Origin of the sequence: Polaromonas sp., assembly GCF_016185115.1 — a bacterium.
Lineage (GTDB): Bacteria > Pseudomonadota > Gammaproteobacteria > Burkholderiales > Burkholderiaceae_C > Polaromonas.
Genome location: NZ_JACPOF010000004.1, coordinates 613,405 through 630,223, shown reverse-complemented (window position 1 = coordinate 630,223; position 16,819 = coordinate 613,405). Strand labels below are relative to the sequence as shown.

Genomic DNA, 16,819 nt, shown 5'->3' with positions numbered 1-16,819 from the left:
ATGGACCTGATCCTGTGGCGTCACGCAGAGGCTGAAGAAAGGCCCGACAGCGGTTTGACCGCAGCGCAGGATCTGGAGCGTTCTCTCACTCCACGCGGCGAAAAGCAGGCGGTCCGCATGGCTGGCTGGCTGGACCGGCAGTTGCCCGACGGCGCCCGCATTCTGGTCAGCCCGGCCAGGCGCTGCGAACAGACCGTGCTGGCCCTGGGCCGCAAATACAAGATCCGCCAGGAACTGGGGCCGGATGCCACGCCCGCCCAGTTGCTGGAGCTGGTGCAATGGCCGTCAGCCAAAGGCCCTGTCGTGGTGGTCGGCCACCAGCCGATGCTGGGCCAGACGATTGCGCAACTTCTCGGTTTGCAGGAGAGCGAGTGTCCTGTGAAGAAGGGCGCCATCTGGTGGCTGCGGAACCGGGATAGGGACGGGACTTGTCAGACTGTTGTTGTGACTGTGCAGTCGCCTGAAGTGCTGTAGGGCTGCGGTACCAGGCCAGTGGGCGCGAGGGTCTGGCTCCGCCAGCCCAAAAGCGCCGTCCCCTGAAAGGGGGTACAGGCTACACGCAGTGAGACTGGGAGGGGGTTAGTCCAGCCTTGGCCGGCCTGTCTTGATAGCCGGTACCTGCTCAAGCGCTGTCAAAAACGCAGCATCAGAAAAGGCCGCCAATGCCTTGATACCAGCCCGCAGCAACTCACTCTTCTTCGCAGGACGTGTGAGCTTGGTCGCACGCAGCTTGAGCGCATCCAGCACCACGTACTCAGCCTTGGGAATGGTGAAGCTGTCGCGTACCAACTTTGGCTTCTTGGGTTTCTCAACCTTCACTGGCTTGACGGCTTTTACTGGCCTGGCCTGGACGGTTTTGTTGAGCGGCGCCCTGGCGGGCTGCTTTTTGACAGCTGCCCTGGGTTTTGCAGGCGCGGCCGCAGGCTTTTTCACAACGGGGTTTGCAGCTTTTTTACGGTAGCCATTTTTACTTCCTTCTTTTGATAACGGGGTAAACAGTTTATACCGTTTATACCGTTGTTGAAAGCCGGCTGGTTGTGGCGCAAGTCAAAGCCCCGAAACCACCAGCGACCAGGGGGTTTTTTGCCAGGCGACGACCTCTTCTTGCAGCAGGTAGGCTGATTGCGGAAAGGCTTCCGACCAGCCTGGACGGCAGTTCAGCACGAACAGCTTGCCGGGGCTGACCGCGCATTCAAGCTGCAGGCCCTTCAGGTCGGGGTCGCGCCTGGCGTGGCAAAAGATGACAGCCATGCGCAGGCACATCAGCTGCTGGATGAGCAGGCGGTCCTCGAAGTCGGCTTCCAGCTTTCGCAGCTTCCCGCGGTGGCCCAGCACCAGCAGGCTCAGCCGGTGCAACTCGGGCAAGGCAAAGCCCGGCGCATCGGCGTTGTCGAGAATGTAAGCCCCATGCTTGTGGTAGTCGCTGTGTGATATCTGGCTGCCGATTTCATGCAGCTGGGCCGCCCATTCCAGCTTGCGCTGGAGGCGGTCTGTCTCTGCTGGCTGCAATTCGGTGACGGACATTTTGAAGAGCTGTCTGGCGACCCTGCTCACGCGTGCGGACTGGACTGCATCGGTGTCAAAACGCACAGCCAGGCGCTGTACGCTGCTGGAGCGCAGGTCGGCGATGTCTTTTTCGCGGTCCAGAAGGTCATACAGCACGCCATGCCGGAGCGCACCTTGTGCTGCTTCCATTTTTTCAATGCCCAGCAGGTTGAAAACCGCCCTCAGCACGCTGACGCCGCCGCCGATAACCGCGCGTCTGTCGTCCTTCATGCCCTCGATCTTCAGGCGGTCTGCGCTTTGGGCTTTCACAAGGCGGTCAAGCAGCCAGTCCAGGCCCTCGCGTGTCACGATGCCCGCAGCCCAGCCAGACGCCGTCAGCACGTCGCTCACGGCCCCAATCGTGCCTGAGGAGCCGTAAGCAACGTCCCAGCTTTTTGCCTCGTAGGCGTTGATGGCTTCTTCCAGCACGGCTTTGGCGGCCACTTCGGCCATATTGAAGGCGCGTGAGGTGAACTGGCCATCCGGGAAGTATTTCATCGACCAGGCGACGCTGCCGACCCGGTAAGACTCCATGTTCAGCGCGTCAAGGCCTTTGCCGACAATCATCTCGGTGGAGCGTCCGCCGATGTCCACCACCAGACGGCGTTCATCGGACTGCGGCAGCATGTGGGCCACGCCCTGGTAAATCAGCCGGGCTTCTTCGCGGCCGGAGATCACATCAATCGGGAAGCCGAGAATCCGGTTGGCTTTGGCGAGAAACTCCTCGCGGTTGCGGGCTTCGCGCAAGGTCTGGGTGGCAACGGCACGTACCTGGCTTTTTTTGAAACCTGCAAGGCGTTCACCAAAGCGCGCCAGGCAGTCCCAGCCGCGCTGCATGGCATCCTGGGTCAGGTTGCGGTCGGCGTCCAGGCCGTTGCCCTGCCTGACAGTTTCCTTGAGGTATTCGGTGCGGTTGATCTGGCCACGGTCAAATCGGCCAATTTCGAGGCGAAAGCTGTTGGACCCAAGGTCCACAGCCGCCAGTAGCGTTCCATTTTGCATGTCTGGGTTTCTGTGTGACCTTTCAGCATAGCATTCGCGCGGTATCCGCATGGGGTCGTGCGCCGCTCGTTCCCTGCTTTCTATCCAATGACGCGTCCGTCAATCGTCATCATGCTTTGGGTCACGTATGTGCTGCTGCGCCGCTGGGGGTTGAAGCTCACGCGGAAACCACCGACATCCATCGCCGTACGGCGCTGGAAGGCCGTCAGTGCGCTCTGGCGTGTGAGTGGACCATCCACGTCGTTGAGCACTTCAAACGTATAGCGGGCGGCGATGAAACCAGCCAGGCTCAGCGAGGTTGGGGGCTCATCAAACAGGCGCGCCAGGATTTCGCGGTAGCTCCGCACCACCGGCATGCTGGCGGTGACCATGGGGACAGGCTGTGTGGCGATGACAGGTGTATTTTTCGCTGCGCCCATCTGCTGCATGATCTGCAGGTTGACATCGGCCAGCGCCACGACATATCGCTGCCGTGATTGTTTGTCCAGGCCCTGTGTGAACTCCGCCAATTCCGGCGTACCGCCCACAAACAGCAGCACGGCGGGCGTTTGCGGTGTCAGTTTCTGTCCCAGACCGCGCAATTGCCCTGCGCCCTGATAGGACTGCAACCTGAGCTGCATTCCCGCTGCAATACGCTCGACTTCGGCGTGGTAGGCGGCGTGGTCGCGCGCAGTACCGTAAATCGCGCCCAGCTCCTTGAGGCCCATGACCGAGAGTGTCTTCAGCGCATGTGCAATCTGCTCCTGCCGGGCGGCAAAGATGGGGAATGTGTTGTCATCGACCTCCAGGCTGGAGTTCTGCAGCCAGGGGGCAGCATGGGCCATGTTCAGGCCGTCCTTGCGTATCTGTGTGACGGCTTCGGCGGCCATCTGGTCGCCCACGCTGCCCGACATGACCACGCAGGCGGGGTTGGACTTGATGGATTCGAGGGCGGTGCGCAGGCTGGCCGAGGTGCCGTCAGTTTCGATGGCCAGGTGCTGGACCTGCCTGCCCCTGATGCCACCGCGCTGGTTGATGTCCTGCCAGGCGGCACGGGAGCCAATCAGGAAGTCTTTGGATACATCCTGCTGGGCCTGTGAAAAGTCGACGATCTGCGCGACCACCACATTGCGGGATGCGGCAGCGGGTTTGCCGGGTTGCGACCAGGCGGGCAGGGCGCTCGTCGCGGCTGCCAGGCCCGCGCCCTGTAGCAAGTGCCTGCGTTTGATGGGGGTGTTCTGGAAAGGCATGGTGGGTTCCTCGGGCGCAGGCGCCCTGAAATAATTGACGGGATCGGGCTTGCGGGGGCAAGACAGCCGGAAAAAGCGCCAACAGGGACATTTGGCTGGCGGTCTGTGCCAACTGGGGGCCCGGGACACGCCCAAGAGTAGGGCGCTCCCATGACAGGGCCGTGACCGGACTTTGACTCTTTTTTGAAGCTTTTGTGACATGCACGCAGAAGGTGCGGTTTTGCCCCTCAATGGCATGTCAGGGGTGTCATATGCCTGTCACACAAGCTTTCTACAGTCACGGCATCTCTCATCGATTTGTACTTTCCTGTTCCAGTCCCCATCCTTTCTTTTTTAGTTCTTCCATAACCCAACGAGGTGTTTTGATGAAATCAGGTTTCAAACTTTCCATGACTGCTGTTCTCGGCCTTGCCGCCTTCTCGTTTGCCAGCCTTGCGGCTGCACAGGACGTCACTGGCGCCGGCGCCAGCTTCCCTGCACCGCTGTATGCGAAATGGGCCGCTGACTACAACAAGGCCACCGGCGTCAAGATCAACTACCAGTCCGTAGGCTCCGGCGCAGGCATCAAGCAGATCGAAGCCAAAACCGTGGACTTCGGCGCATCCGATGCGCCCCTGAAAGACGAAGAACTCAAGGCCAAGAACCTGGTCCAGTTCCCCATGGTCATTGGCGGTGTCGTGCCTGTGGTCAATATCAAGGGCATTGCAGCTGGCCAGCTCAAGCTGAGCGGCCAGGTGCTGGGCGACATCTACCTCGGCAAGATCACCAAATGGACTGACCCGGCCATCAAGGCGCTGAACCCGACGCTGGCGTTGCCCGATGCTGACATCGCACAGGTTCGCCGTGCTGATGGCTCCGGCACCAGCTTCATCTTCACGAACTACCTGAGCAAGGTCAACGCTGAATGGAAGAGCAAGGTCGGCGAAGGCACGGCCGTGAACTGGCCAGTGGGCGCTGGTGGCAAGGGCAATGAAGGCGTGGCCGCATTTGTGGGTCGCCTGCCAAACTCCATCGGCTACGTTGAGTACGCCTACGTCAAGCAAAACAAGATGACCTACGCCGTCCTGAAGAATGCGGCCGGCAATTTTGTAGCGCCTGATGACACCGCATTCAAGGCAGCCGCCGCTGGCGCCGATTGGGCAAAGAGCTTCTACCAGATCCTGACCGAGCAGCCTGGCAAGGATTCGTGGCCCATCACTGGCGCCACCTTCATCCTGATGCAAAAAGCCCAGGACAAGCCAGCCCAGGCCACCGCTTCGCTGAAGTTCTTTGAATGGGCCTACAAGAACGGTGACAAGACCGCTGACGACCTGGACTACGTGCCCATGCCTGCAGCGGTGAAGACCACGGTTGAAAAATCATGGGCCGACATCAAGGACACCTCCGGCAAGGCCGTTGCGTTCAAGTAAATACAAATCCGGGGCAACCCGGTTTTTTTAGAACACATCAGGGCTTCCACACGTGTCCTCTACACTTCCGGCAAGCCGGGCTGCTTTTGACCACCCGGCAAAAGTGACCGGACGCGCCATGACCACTCCTCCTCCCGTCAAGCCTGTACGCAGGAGCCCTGTTGCAGACCGGCTGTTTGGCTGGGCCGCACAAGGCGCCGCCCTGCTGACCCTGGGTTTGCTGATCGGCATCCTGGTGTCGCTGGTAATAGGCGCCTGGCCTGCCATCAGCAAATACGGCCTTGGCTTTCTGACCAGTACAACCTGGGACCCGGTCAAGAACGAGTACGGTGGCCTCGTGATGATTTACGGCACGCTGGCGACCTCCATCATTGCGCTGGTGATTGCCGTGCCCGTCAGCTTTGGCATCGCGTTGTTCCTGACGGAGTTGTCGCCGGCCTGGCTCAAGCGCCCGCTGGGTACCGCGATTGAATTGCTGGCTGCCGTACCGTCCATCGTGTACGGCATGTGGGGCCTGCTTGTGTTTGGTCCCATCCTGGCGACCTATGTGCAGCAGCCGCTGCAAAGCCTGTTCAAGGGCGTGCCTTATCTCGGCGCGCTGGTTTCCGGACCACCTGTCGGCATTGGCATTTTGTCGGCAGGCATCATCCTGGCCATCATGATCATTCCCTTCATCGCATCTGTCATGCGGGATGTGTTTGAGGTCACGCCGGTACTGCTCAAGGAGTCGGCTTACGGGCTGGGCTCCACCACCTGGGAAGTTGTTTCCAAAGTCGTTTTGCCCTACACCAAGGCGGGCGTCATTGGCGGCATCATGCTGGGTCTGGGCCGTGCGTTGGGCGAGACCATGGCCGTGACCTTTGTCATCGGCAACTTCAACCAGCTTGATTCCCTGAGCCTGTTTCAGGCCGCCAACAGCATCACCTCTGCACTGGCCAACGAGTTCGCTGAAGCGGGAGAAGGCCTGCACCAGGCAGCGCTGATTTATCTGGGCCTTGTGCTGTTCTTCATCACCTTTGTTGTGCTGTCGCTGTCCAAGCTGCTGCTGGCCCAGTTGCGCAAGAGTGAGGGAGCAAAAACATGAGCGCCGTCATGCCAAACAAAAACAGTGCGCACAACGACGCGCGCCTGGCAAAGTTTGCCCGCCGCAAGATGGTCAACAGGATTGCGCTGGTCCTTTCGCTGGGGGCCATGGCCTTTGGTTTGTTCTGGCTGGCGTGGATATTGTTTGAAACCATACGCCTTGGCATTGGCGGCCTGTCGATTGCGACCCTGACGCAAATGACGCCAGCGCCCAACGACCCGGGCGGCATCGCCAATGCCATTTACGGATCTTTCCTGATGGTGCTGCTGGCGACATTTGTCGGCACGCCCGTAGGCATCATGGCTGGCATTTACCTCGCCGAATACAACACCAAGGGCTGGCTCGCATCCATAACGCGCTTCGTCAACGACATTTTGCTGTCAGCGCCGTCCATCGTGATTGGCCTGTTTGTGTATACCGTTGTGGTGTCGCAGTTCAAGTCCTATTCAGGCTGGGCAGGTGTGCTGGCCCTTGCGCTCATCGTCATTCCGGTGGTGATCCGTACGACTGAAAACATGCTGCAACTGGTGCCGCCGGGTTTGCGTGAAGCGGCATACGCTTTGGGTGCACCCAAGTGGAAGGTCATCACAAGCATCACATTGCGCGCCGCCCGTGCAGGCGTCACTACCGGCGTATTGCTGGCCGTCGCCCGTATTGCAGGTGAAACGGCTCCTCTGCTCTTTACCGCCCTCAACAACCAGTTCTGGACTTCTGACCTGAGCCAGCCCATGGCCAGCCTGCCGGTCACGATCTTCAAATTTGCATTGAGTCCTTATGAGAACTGGCAGCAACTGGCATGGGCAGGGGTGTTCCTTATCACCCTGGCGGTCCTGGGCCTGAACATCCTGGCGCGAGTCCTGACTCGCAATAAATCATGACCCCTGTCGTTTGCCCACTTCGTGTGGCACCTTCCCCCCTTCAAGGGGGCAACACCTGCAGCCCGGCAAAGCCGGTTCTGCGGTGTTTGTTGAACAAGCATTGTTTAGTTTGCCGCGAATGCGGTGTCGCGTAACCTTAAAAAGACATACTCATGGTCGCAACTCTTTCCCCTCCTGTCAGTGCTTCAAAAATATCGGTCAAGAATCTCGATTTTTATTACGGGAAATTTCACGCACTCAAAGGCATCAACCTAGAGATTCCCGAGAAGAAAGTCACAGCTTTTATTGGCCCGTCCGGTTGCGGCAAATCCACCTTGCTCCGCATCTTCAACCGCATGTATGAGCTCTATCCCGAGCAGCGTGCTGAAGGCGAGATCATGTTTGACGGCGAGAACCTGCTGACCTCGAAAAAGGACGTCGCCCTGATCCGCGCCAAGGTCGGCATGGTGTTCCAGAAACCTACGCCTTTCCCGATGTCGATTTACGACAACATTGCCTTTGGCGTGAAGCTGTTTGAAAGCCTGAACTCGGCCGACATGGACGAACGTGTCGAATGGGCCTTGCGCAAGGCCGCCTTGTGGACGGAGGTGAAAGACAAGCTTAACCAGAGCGGTTCAAGCCTGTCTGGCGGACAGCAGCAACGCCTGTGCATCGCACGCGGCATTGCCATCAAGCCCGAGGTCCTGCTGCTGGACGAGCCATGCTCCGCGCTTGACCCCATCTCGACAGCGAAGGTTGAAGAACTGATTGCCGAGCTGAAAAACGAATACACCGTGGTGATCGTCACGCACAACATGCAGCAGGCTGCCCGTTGCAGCGACTACACAGCCTATATGTATCTGGGTGACCTGGTGGAATTTGGCGCTACTGAAGAACTCTTCTTCAAGCCCAAACGAAAAGAAACCGAAGACTACATCACAGGCCGGTTCGGCTGATCAGGCAACAGGAAACAACATGTCCGATAAACACTTGTCCACCCAGTTCGACAGCGAGCTCAATGGCGTTTCTTCACGCGTGATGGAGCTTGGCGGGCTGGTTGAAGCGCAGATTCGCCTGGCGATCTATGCGCTGTCCCAGTTCAGCGCCGATAGCGCCAACCAGGTGATAGAGGCGGAGTCTCGCGTCAACGCGATGGAAGTCGACATTGACCGCGAGCTCTCTTCCATCATCGCGCGCCGCCAGCCGACAGCACGTGATTTGCGCCTGCTGATTGCCATTTCAAAAACCACGGCAAACCTTGAACGTGCCGGGGATGAGGCTGAAAAAATCGCGCGCATGGTGAAATCCATCATTGAAAGCGGCTCGGCCCGTTCACTGCCATCGTCTGATCTGCGGGTGGCCGCAGAGCTTGCCAGCGGCTTGCTGCGCAAGGCCCTCGATGCATTTGCACGGCTGGACACGGCTGTGGCTGTATCCATCCTCAAGGAGGACGACCAGATCGATCAGGAGTTCGATGGCTTTGTGCGAAAACTCATCACCTACATGATGGAAGACCCGCGCACCATCTCGCCCAGCCTGGACCTGCTGTTTGTGGCCAAGGCCATTGAGCGGGTGGGCGACCATGCCAAAAACATTGCAGAATTCATCATCTATGTGGTCAAGGGCGCCGACGTTCGCCATACGCCGATGGACCAGATTGAGTCTGCAGTCAGGTAATCAGTGAACATGGCAAGAGAATGAAGCACCAGCCACGCATACTGATTGTTGAAGACGAGCCTGCGATTGCAGAGCTTATTGCCGTTAACTTGCGGCATGGTGGCTTTGACCCCGTGGTGGCCCAGGACAGCGTGACGGCGCAGCGCGAACTCGATGCCGTGTTGCCTGATGCCATCCTGCTTGACTGGATGCTGCCCGGGCAGAGCGGCGTCGCCCTGGCGCGCCACTGGCGCAAGCAGGCTCGCACCAAGAGCATCCCCATCCTGATGTTGACGGCGCGTGGCGATGAGCCGGACAAGGTCGCCGGCCTCGATGCTGGCGCGGATGACTACATCACCAAGCCCTTTTCGACACAGGAATTGCTCGCCCGTATTCGTGCGGTGCTGCGCAGGCGGTCCCCGGAGTCCGTCAACGACAGCGTCACGGTTGGTGCGCTGGTTCTTGATGCAGCTACTCACCGTATTTCGTATCAGGCGCAGGAACTGAAACTCGGCCCAACCGAGTTCAAGCTGCTTCACTACCTGATGAAGCATGCCGAACGTGTGCACAGCCGTAGTTCCCTGCTGGACAAGGTATGGGGCGACCATGTCTTCATTGAAGAGCGGACGGTCGATGTGCATGTCAAGCGCTTGCGCGAGGCATTGGGCGCAGCCGGCGCGATGGTGGAGACCGTTCGCGGAGCCGGTTACCGCCTCACAGCCCTGGCCTCAAACCCGGCGGTAGCTCCGGCACAATCCGGCACATGATCAATCGTTGGCTGGTGTTTGCCGCCTGCATGTTTGCAGGGGGCGGCTTGGGCTTCTGGACGTATTCAAAAGACGGGCTGGTTGCGGGCGTGGTGCTGGGAGCGCTGGTCTGGCTGATGCTTGACAGTTTTTACGTTGCCCGCCTGCTGAAGTGGTTGCGCGTCGAGCAGAGCGATGAAGGCCCTGTAGCCATGGCCAGCCGGGTGCCGGCCATGCCCGGGGTCTGGGGAGAAGCCGCCGATCGCACACGCAGGCTGCTGAAAAGCCGCGACCAGCGCTTGCTGGAGAGCCAGGCGCGGCTCGATGAATTTCTGGCAGCAATGCAGGCGTCTCCCAGTGGCGTGGTACTGCTTGATGCGCAGGGCCGCATCGAATGGTGTAACCAGATCGCCACCCAGCATTTTGGATTTGATGCCCAGCGTGATGTGATGCAGCATATCGCCAACCTGGTTCGTGAACCAGCCTTCAAGGCCTACATGGCTCTGGCTGATTTTTCGCATGATGTGGTGATTCCCGGCAGTGCCAGTACGCCGACGCGTCCCGTGAAGCTGTCGGTCCATGTGCATTCCTATGGCAAGGATCGCAAGCTGCTGCTGTCACGCGACATCACTGCTGTCGAACTGGCCGAAGCCATGCGGCGCGATTTTGTTGCCAACGTGTCGCACGAGATACGCACGCCGCTGACAGTGCTCTCAGGGTTCATCGAAACCCTGCAGACCTTGCCGTTGACAGAGCCTGAGCGCTCACGCTACCTGGCCATGATGGCGCAGCAGTCCCAGCGCATGCAGACGCTGGTGAATGACCTGCTCACCCTGTCGAGGCTGGAAGGCAGCCCGTTTCCAGGCATCAATGAGTGGATCACAACAGGTGCCTTGCTTGCGCAATGCGAGCAGGAGGCCAAAGCCCTGTCGGTGTTGCTGGCGCCGCAGGGGCATCAGCTGGCGTTCGACCTCGGGCCACCCTGCGAGATTGCGGGTGTTCAGGCGGAAATCTACAGTGCAATGTCCAATCTGGTGACCAATGCCGTTCGCTACACACCCGACGGCGGCAAGGTTGAAGTCAGCTGGAAACTCCTGGACGACGGCCGCGGCGAGTTCAAGGTCAGGGACAGCGGCCCTGGCATTGCCCCCGAACACCTGCCCAGGTTGACTGAACGCTTTTACCGCGTTGACCGCAGCCGCTCACGCGAAACGGGTGGCACGGGTCTGGGGCTGGCGATTGTCAAACATGTCACGCAGCGCCATTCCGCAGAGCTTCACATCGAAAGCCGGCTGGGACAGGGCTCATGTTTCGTGATGACCTTTCCGGCGGCGCGGGTGCGCAGGATTCAGCCCGGCTGAAGCTTCGTCGCCGGGCGCAGGCTTTTGCGAACAGCCAGCCCTAGCACCAGCAGCAGGCAAAGCGCCACCAGCCACAGGGCCATGGTGCTGGCAGTCCAGAAGCTTGCAGCCGACTGTGTGGCTTCCAGGGTGCCCGCACCCACATAGGCCAGCTGGTAACCACCGTACAGGCCCAGCCCCCACAGCAGCACACCATACAGCGCCAGCGGCGTGATGGTGATGCGGTAACACCTGAGGAGGAACGCGCACAGGGCCTGCGTGGCATCGGCTATGTGGTAGAGGGCCACCCAGACCAGCAAACCAGACGCCAGTGCCACGACTGCAGGATTGACGGAATACCAGCCAGCCAGCATGCGGCCAGCCAGTGCCACCGTGGCCGCCAGCCCGATTGACAACAGCATGGTGAGCTTGAGTCCCAGCACCACCGCCCGCTTTGCATAGACCGGTTTGCCGGCACCGAGCCAGAAGGACACGCGCGCGCTGCAGGCAATGGCCATCGACAGCGGCATCATGTAGAGAACGGCAGCCACGCTGGCTGCAATCTGGTGGCTGGCGGATGCCGTGGTCCCGAGCCTGGCGATGAACAGGGCCATCAATGTGAAGGAGGTGACTTCCACCAGATAAGCCAGGCCGCCGGGAATTCCCAGGCGTGCAAAGTTGCCGATCTGCCGCCAGTCGGGGCGTTCCATTCTCTGCCAGACATGAAAGGGCCTGTAGAGGGCCTGCGTGCGAAGCATGACGATGGCCAGTATCAGCAAAAGGTAATTGACGATCAGTGTTGCCCAGGCGCAGCCGACCGCACCCATGGGTTCAATGCCGCCGCCCCCCGCGACCAGCCAGATCGACAGTGGAACCTTGATGGCAAGGGCACCGACCTGCAGCCAGGTCACCAACAAGGGTTTGCCCAGCGACTGGTTGAAGCTGCTGTACACCCGAAAGAGCAGGGAAGGCGCGAACGCAAATGCCAGCACCGTCAGGTATCGCTGCACCTCGTCACGCATGGCATCGGGGACCTGTGCCCAGCGCAGCAATGGGCCGGGAAACAGCATGGCTGCCATCCCAGCGATGGTGATGAAAACGCACAGGTACAGGCTTTGCCGCAGTGACTGGCCGACGGCCTCGTGCCGGCGTGCGCCCAGCATTTCGGCCCAAATGGGAAGCAGGGCCTGCACGATGCCAATCAGGCCAACATAAACGCTGATGTAGAGGGCCGAGCCCACTGAAAGAGCCGCGAGCGCTGCGTCGCTGTACCGCCCCGCAATCACGGTATCGGCCACGCCAAACGCCATCACGGCCAACTGCCCGACCAGCACGGTTCCCGCATGCTGGCTGATGATTTTCAGCTCGCTCACAGGGTGGTTTTGGTACGGGTTGGACCGGGAGATGCAGTAGCTTCTGTCACGCGCCTGTAGAGCAGCACGGTTTCGTTTTTGTCGGTAGGTCGCCTGATGGTTGCCAGAAAGGCCCAGTCCGGCAAGTGGACCGCATTGCTCAGGCTGGCTTGTGCGTCTGCATTGACGACAAGGTAGGGGCAGGCCGGTTGCGACGCAGCCTGCCGCAGATCAAGTTTGCCGTGGTACTGAAGGGCGGCAGCCTGTGCGCTGCTGACGCCATAAATTTCAACGCACGCATTCCTGTCTACAAGGCGCGCCAGCTGCCGGGCCATGGGCGCATAGCTGCGTGCGTAGTCCAGCAGCGGCAGCCAGAGGGTCATCAGCAGCAGCCAGCACAGCGTGGCACCCCCCGCAGGCAGCACAAGTGATTTCCAGACGGCGGCGCGGTGCTTGCCGGCACGCCACTTCACCAGCCAGGCCCAGGCGAGTGTTGCGAGCGCTGCGGCCAGAAAGGCAAGCCATGAAAAGCTGGGCTCAAAACCAGGTGCCAGGCGGGCGACGTTGGCTGCCGGCTGCCGGGGCACACCCGTCTGCATGGCAATCCACACCACCCAGATGATGAAGGCGCAGCCGGTGAAAAAAAGCAGGGTGAACCAGTCAATCAATGAGGCCACACTGCGTTTGAACGTGGGCAGCGCGAATGCGGCCAACGCCGCCAGAGCCGGCAGGCTCAGCAGCAAACTCCGGTCTGCCGCTGGCGTGGTGAGGGTGGCGCCAATGGCCATGGCTGCAAACCACAGCGGCAGGGCCACGTGGCGGCTGGCGAGCTGCCTGCGCCAGCGATAGAGCGTCCACAAGGCCAGCGGCCATGTGGGCCAGGTGAACCAGAGCAGGAGACGCCCCAGCTTGCGCCAGTCCGTCCACGCTGCCTGCCCGCTGCTTCCGGGGAAATGTATACGCCACCGCCACAAATCCAGAACATGGGCCAGGGCACTGACGAATACGGTCATGCCGACTATCACAAGCACCCATTGCCGGGAGCGCCGCTGCGCGCCCACATCAATCTCGCCTGAAGGGGATATGTTGCCCCATCGCATGTGGGTCCATTCGACCAGCGCGCCGCCCATGCCGAAGAGCAGGGCGAGGGTGGGTGCGCCGCTCAATGCAAGACCTGTCATGCCGACCAGCAGACCGAGTGAGGGGCCGAACACCTTGGTCGCCCGGCGATAGGGGCTGGCCGCCATGGCATAAAAAACCAGCGCCGTGAAGCCAAGCTGCGCCAGGGCAGGCGTTGTTTCATGCGAGAGTTGGGCCAGGCCCAGGCTTGCAATCAGGGCCAGCACGCCGGCATCGGCGATGGCTCGGGCATAGTCAAGTGGGTTGGCCTCCCCGCCAAAGGCAAACGCTACAGGCTGGGCCTGCGGGCTGCGTGCAAGGTAGTAAACCGCATACCAGGTCGCCAGCAGCGTCAGGATGAGCAGCAAACCAAAAGGCACGCGGATCGCCATCGCGGGGTCGAGGAAAGGCAGCGCCTTGATCGCCACCGCTCCCAGCCAGTAAGGCGCCAGTGCATCAAAGCCATTGGCCTGGCCCAGCAGTTGCGGCGCCAGCCAGTTGCCCGCAGCGGAGGCGAGTTCCTGTGTCACGCCGAAGGTGGCGATGTCTTCAACCTTCCAGGGTGCCCGGCCAAAGAAACCGGGCAGCACATAGGCCAGGCAGAACAGCAGCAGTGCAAGCCGTGGGAGGCGGCGTACGGCTGACTGGGCAATGATGGCGGGTGAGGGTTTGTTCAAAACAGGTAATTGTCCGGAGGATGCACAGGCGTTCAGGGCCTGAAGCAGCGGTCATTCTTGCGCGACGCCATCAGGCCGTCAACGCTGTTTTTATTCCAATTTCCATCAGAAGCGAGAACAAGGCGAGAAGTCGCGGACAGTGCTGTAGCACGGCAAGACGAAGCAACGCAGTTATCGTTTTTAATGGGAATTGGAATGAGCCAAAAAAAAGCAGCCTGGAACTCAGGCTGCTTTTTGGGAGCGCTAATTCGCAGCTTACTCGGCAGCAGCCGGTGCGGCTTCCTTGGCTGCAGTCTTGCCGAAGCGGTTGCGGAATTTTTCTACGCGGCCGCCCATGTTGTCCACGGATTTTTGTGTGCCGGTGTAAAAAGGGTGCGATTCGCTGGAGGTATCAAGCTTGTACAGCGGCAGTTCGCGGCCGTCTTCCATCTTGATCATCTCTTTCGTGTTTACGCATGAGCGGGTCACGAACTTGAAGTTGTTGGACAAGTCCTGGAAACAAACTTCGCGGTAATTGGGGTGAATGCCTTCTTTCATGGTCTTTCCTTATTCGTTGCGGGAGCCATCTGAAACCGTTCCAGACACTTTCCGCCAAGCCGCATATTATGCCATGAAATCAAGCACTTATGCAAGATTTAAGGCAGTTTGGGGATTTAGGCCAGCCGGGTCCGCGGAACCGGCTTAGCCGGGCCGCAGAAGCAGCGCCCCCTCGGGGGGCAGCGAACCACACGAAGTGGGGGAGCGTGGGGGCTAACCACCCCTACGCATCATGTCGAAGAACTCGTGGTTGTTTTTGGTCGCTTTCATGTTCTTGAGCATCAGTTCCATGGATTCGATTTCGTCCATGTTGTACATGAATTGGCGCAAAATCCGCGACTTTTGCAGGATTTCGGGGGCCAGGAGCAATTCCTCCTTGCGGGTGCCGCTGCGGTTCAGGTGAATGGCCGGGAACACGCGTTTTTCGTACAAGCGGCGGTCCAGGTGGATTTCGCAGTTGCCGGTACCCTTGAATTCTTCAAAAATCACTTCATCCATGCGGCTGCCGGTATCGACCAGCGCGGTGCCTATGATGGTCAGGCTGCCGCCTTCTTCAATCTTGCGGGCTGCGCCGAAAAAGCGCTTGGGGCGCTGCAGGGCATTGGCATCCACACCGCCGGTCAGCACCTTGCCCGATGACGGCAGCACATTGTTGTAGGCGCGGGCCAGGCGGGTGATGGAGTCCAGCAGGATGACGACGTCCTTGCCGAGCTCAACCAGGCGCTTGGCGCGCTCGATCACCATTTCAGCGACGTGCACGTGGCGTGCGGCGGGTTCGTCAAAGGTGGATGAAATAACTTCACCGCGCACGCTGCGCTGCATTTCGGTCACTTCTTCAGGGCGCTCGTCAACCAGCAAAACCATCATCACCACATCGGGATAGTTGGCGGTAATCGCGTGGGCAATATGTTGCATCATCACCGTCTTGCCGGACTTTGGCGGTGCAACCAGCAGGGCGCGCTGGCCTTTGCCGATGGGGGCAATGATGTCGATGATGCGGCTGGTCAGGTTTTCTTCGCCCTTGATGTCGCGCTCAAGCTTGAACTGCTCGCGCGGGAACAGCGGCGTCAGATTCTCGAACATCACCTTGTGCTTGTTGGCTTCAGGTGCACCGTCGTTGACCTTGTCCAGCTTGTTCAGTGCAAAGTAGCGCTCGCCGTCTTTCGGTGTGCGGACCTCGCCTTCAATCATGTCGCCGGTGTGCAGGTTGAAGCGACGGATCTGGCTGGGGCTGATGTAGATATCGTCGGTCGAGGCGGTGTAGCTCGAATCAGGTGCGCGCAAAAAGCCGAAGCCGTCGGGCAGTACTTCGAGTACGCCGTCGGCGACGATGGTTTCACCGGTCTTGGAGCGCTTTTTGATGATGGCAAACATCAGCTCCTGCTTGCGCATGCGGCCTACGTTTTCGATTTCAAGTGCTTCGGCCTGCTTGAGGACTTCAGACACGTGCAGTGCCTTGAGTTCATTTAAGTGCATGGATTTACCGCCTGGAAGTGCGTGAGGGGTGCGAGAAAGGAACTCCTTGCGGAGTACATCTGGGAAACGGGGGAGGTTTGAACGGAAGCCAGTTAGATCGGCGGCTTCACAAACCGGGGTTCGGGCATGCTGGCAAATAGCCAGCTAGCGAATGTTGGGGATTATGACAGGAAAAACCGGCGCTGCACGGGGCAGTGAAAAAGGCGAATCAGGTGAAGATTCGGGGTAGCCGGCAAGCGCGAGGTCTTGCCGTCTACCCGGGGTGAATCAGGCCAGTTGCTGGTCGATGAATGCAGTGAGCTGGGCCTTGCTCATGGCGCCGACTTTGGTCGCCGCCAGCTGGCCGTCCTTGAACAGCATCAGCGTGGGAATGCCGCGAATGCCGAACTTGGCGGGAATGTCGCGGTTTTCATCGACATTCATCTTGGCGATCTGCAGCTTGCCGTCGTAGCCCGTAGCGACTTCGTCCAGAATGGGTGCAATCATCTTGCAGGGGCCGCACCATTCGGCCCAGTAGTCGACCAGCACTGGCGTCGTTGACTTCAGCACATCGGCTTCAAAGGTTGCATCGGTGGTATGTTTGATCAGTTCGCTGGCCATGGCGTCTCCTTTGGGGGAAGGTGGAATAGGGGATAAAGTTGAAGGCATTGTGGCAGAAACCAAGTGCCAGGGTCTGCTGGCCTCCCTCAGGTTCTCCTATCCCGACGATAGCCAAACCCGTTGAATCTACTGAAAGCGCATTCTTGCAAGCCCAAGGCACACCTTACCCCGCTCATGCGGCGCATCCCGG

Annotated in this window: 16 protein-coding genes; 8 read left to right on the top strand and 8 right to left on the bottom strand. The window is 59.8% G+C overall.

Annotated features, from left to right (window positions below; all coding sequences use genetic code 11):
- A complete protein-coding gene (locus tag HYX42_RS03695; RefSeq protein WP_293399707.1) occupies positions 1 to 474 on the top strand; it encodes a histidine phosphatase family protein in 474 nt (157 codons plus the stop codon).
- A gap of 105 nt (positions 475 to 579) precedes the next feature.
- Here HYX42_RS03695 and HYX42_RS03690 read toward each other — a convergent pair whose 3' ends face one another.
- The 3 genes from HYX42_RS03690 to HYX42_RS03680 all read right to left on the bottom strand — a co-directional run bounded on the left by HYX42_RS03690 (position 580) and on the right by HYX42_RS03680 (position 3,776).
- Positions 580 to 933, bottom strand: a complete 354-nt coding sequence (locus HYX42_RS03690; protein WP_293399705.1) for a hypothetical protein — start codon at positions 931 to 933, stop codon at positions 580 to 582.
- Between the two features lie 114 nt (positions 934 to 1,047).
- Positions 1,048 to 2,547 carry an exopolyphosphatase gene (gene ppx, locus HYX42_RS03685; protein WP_293399703.1) on the bottom strand — a complete coding sequence of 500 codons (1,500 nt, stop codon included), beginning with the start codon at positions 2,545 to 2,547 and terminating at the stop codon, positions 1,048 to 1,050.
- 80 nt (positions 2,548 to 2,627) lie between these two features.
- Entirely contained in the window at positions 2,628 to 3,776 is a 1,149-nt protein-coding gene (locus HYX42_RS03680; RefSeq protein ID WP_293399701.1) for an ABC transporter substrate-binding protein, read from the bottom strand.
- 365 nt (positions 3,777 to 4,141) lie between these two features.
- Here HYX42_RS03680 and pstS point away from each other — a divergent pair, with 365 nt between their 5' ends.
- From pstS to phoR, 7 genes are all read left to right on the top strand, one after another.
- On the top strand, positions 4,142 to 5,185 hold the full coding sequence (gene pstS, locus HYX42_RS03675) for a phosphate ABC transporter substrate-binding protein PstS (protein WP_293399698.1): 1,044 nt from the start codon (positions 4,142 to 4,144) through the stop codon (positions 5,183 to 5,185).
- Positions 5,186 to 5,303: 118 nt separating this feature from the next.
- Positions 5,304 to 6,269 carry a phosphate ABC transporter permease subunit PstC gene (gene pstC / locus HYX42_RS03670; RefSeq protein WP_293400031.1) on the top strand — a complete coding sequence of 322 codons (966 nt, stop codon included), beginning with the start codon at positions 5,304 to 5,306 and terminating at the stop codon, positions 6,267 to 6,269.
- Positions 6,266 to 7,147 (top strand): phosphate ABC transporter permease PstA, encoded by an 882-nt coding sequence (gene pstA, locus HYX42_RS03665; RefSeq protein ID WP_293399696.1) that lies wholly within the window; start codon positions 6,266 to 6,268, stop codon positions 7,145 to 7,147. The genes pstC and pstA overlap by 4 nt, the downstream gene beginning before the upstream one ends.
- A gap of 152 nt (positions 7,148 to 7,299) precedes the next feature.
- Positions 7,300 to 8,082 (top strand): phosphate ABC transporter ATP-binding protein PstB, encoded by a 783-nt coding sequence (gene pstB / locus HYX42_RS03660; protein ID WP_293399694.1) that lies wholly within the window; start codon positions 7,300 to 7,302, stop codon positions 8,080 to 8,082.
- Between the two features lie 19 nt (positions 8,083 to 8,101).
- Positions 8,102 to 8,803, top strand: a complete 702-nt coding sequence (phoU, locus tag HYX42_RS03655; RefSeq protein ID WP_293399691.1) for a phosphate signaling complex protein PhoU — start codon at positions 8,102 to 8,104, stop codon at positions 8,801 to 8,803.
- Positions 8,804 to 8,823: 20 nt separating this feature from the next.
- Positions 8,824 to 9,549, top strand: a complete 726-nt coding sequence (gene phoB, locus HYX42_RS03650; RefSeq protein ID WP_293399688.1) for a phosphate regulon transcriptional regulator PhoB — start codon at positions 8,824 to 8,826, stop codon at positions 9,547 to 9,549.
- Positions 9,546 to 10,889: a phosphate regulon sensor histidine kinase PhoR gene (gene phoR, locus HYX42_RS03645; protein WP_293399685.1), complete on the top strand. Its 1,344-nt coding sequence runs from the start codon at positions 9,546 to 9,548 to the stop codon at positions 10,887 to 10,889. The genes phoB and phoR overlap by 4 nt, the downstream gene beginning before the upstream one ends.
- On the opposite strand, the gene HYX42_RS03640 is transcribed toward phoR, so the two are convergent.
- From HYX42_RS03640 to trxA, 5 genes are all read right to left on the bottom strand, one after another.
- On the bottom strand, positions 10,877 to 12,241 hold the full coding sequence (locus HYX42_RS03640; protein WP_293399682.1) for an MATE family efflux transporter: 1,365 nt from the start codon (positions 12,239 to 12,241) through the stop codon (positions 10,877 to 10,879). The two genes, phoR and HYX42_RS03640, sit on opposite strands and share 13 nt — an antisense overlap.
- Positions 12,238 to 14,016, bottom strand: coding sequence for a hypothetical protein (locus HYX42_RS03635; RefSeq protein WP_293399679.1), 1,779 nt, complete (start codon positions 14,014 to 14,016; stop codon positions 12,238 to 12,240). The genes HYX42_RS03640 and HYX42_RS03635 overlap by 4 nt, the downstream gene beginning before the upstream one ends.
- Positions 14,017 to 14,271: 255 nt before the next feature.
- Positions 14,272 to 14,553 carry a type B 50S ribosomal protein L31 gene (locus HYX42_RS03630; protein WP_293399676.1) on the bottom strand — a complete coding sequence of 94 codons (282 nt, stop codon included), beginning with the start codon at positions 14,551 to 14,553 and terminating at the stop codon, positions 14,272 to 14,274.
- Between the two features lie 213 nt (positions 14,554 to 14,766).
- Positions 14,767 to 16,029, bottom strand: a complete 1,263-nt coding sequence (rho, locus tag HYX42_RS03625) for a transcription termination factor Rho (protein ID WP_293399673.1) — start codon at positions 16,027 to 16,029, stop codon at positions 14,767 to 14,769.
- Positions 16,030 to 16,296: 267 nt separating this feature from the next.
- Complete coding sequence (gene trxA / locus HYX42_RS03620) at positions 16,297 to 16,629, bottom strand: thioredoxin TrxA (RefSeq protein WP_293399670.1); 333 nt, start codon at positions 16,627 to 16,629, stop codon at positions 16,297 to 16,299.
- Positions 16,630 to 16,819 lie beyond the last annotated feature (190 nt).

Excerpts from the sequence above, each read along its gene's own strand:
- HYX42_RS03695 (WP_293399707.1), top strand. The coding sequence starts at position 1 with ATGGACCTGATCCTGTGGCGTCACGCAGAGGCTGAAGAAAGGCCCGAC.
- ppx (WP_293399703.1), bottom strand. The coding sequence starts at position 2,547 with ATGCAAAATGGAACGCTACTGGCGGCTGTGGACCTTGGGTCCAACAGC.
- HYX42_RS03680 (WP_293399701.1), bottom strand. The coding sequence starts at position 3,776 with ATGCCTTTCCAGAACACCCCCATCAAACGCAGGCACTTGCTACAGGGC.
- pstS (WP_293399698.1), top strand. The coding sequence starts at position 4,142 with ATGAAATCAGGTTTCAAACTTTCCATGACTGCTGTTCTCGGCCTTGCC.
- pstC (WP_293400031.1), top strand. The coding sequence starts at position 5,304 with ATGACCACTCCTCCTCCCGTCAAGCCTGTACGCAGGAGCCCTGTTGCA.
- pstA (WP_293399696.1), top strand. The coding sequence starts at position 6,266 with ATGAGCGCCGTCATGCCAAACAAAAACAGTGCGCACAACGACGCGCGC.
- pstB (WP_293399694.1), top strand. The coding sequence starts at position 7,300 with ATGGTCGCAACTCTTTCCCCTCCTGTCAGTGCTTCAAAAATATCGGTC.
- phoU (WP_293399691.1), top strand. The coding sequence starts at position 8,102 with ATGTCCGATAAACACTTGTCCACCCAGTTCGACAGCGAGCTCAATGGC.
- phoB (WP_293399688.1), top strand. The coding sequence starts at position 8,824 with ATGAAGCACCAGCCACGCATACTGATTGTTGAAGACGAGCCTGCGATT.
- phoR (WP_293399685.1), top strand. The coding sequence starts at position 9,546 with ATGATCAATCGTTGGCTGGTGTTTGCCGCCTGCATGTTTGCAGGGGGC.
- HYX42_RS03630 (WP_293399676.1), bottom strand. The coding sequence starts at position 14,553 with ATGAAAGAAGGCATTCACCCCAATTACCGCGAAGTTTGTTTCCAGGAC.
- rho (WP_293399673.1), bottom strand. The coding sequence starts at position 16,029 with ATGCACTTAAATGAACTCAAGGCACTGCACGTGTCTGAAGTCCTCAAG.
- trxA (WP_293399670.1), bottom strand. The coding sequence starts at position 16,629 with ATGGCCAGCGAACTGATCAAACATACCACCGATGCAACCTTTGAAGCC.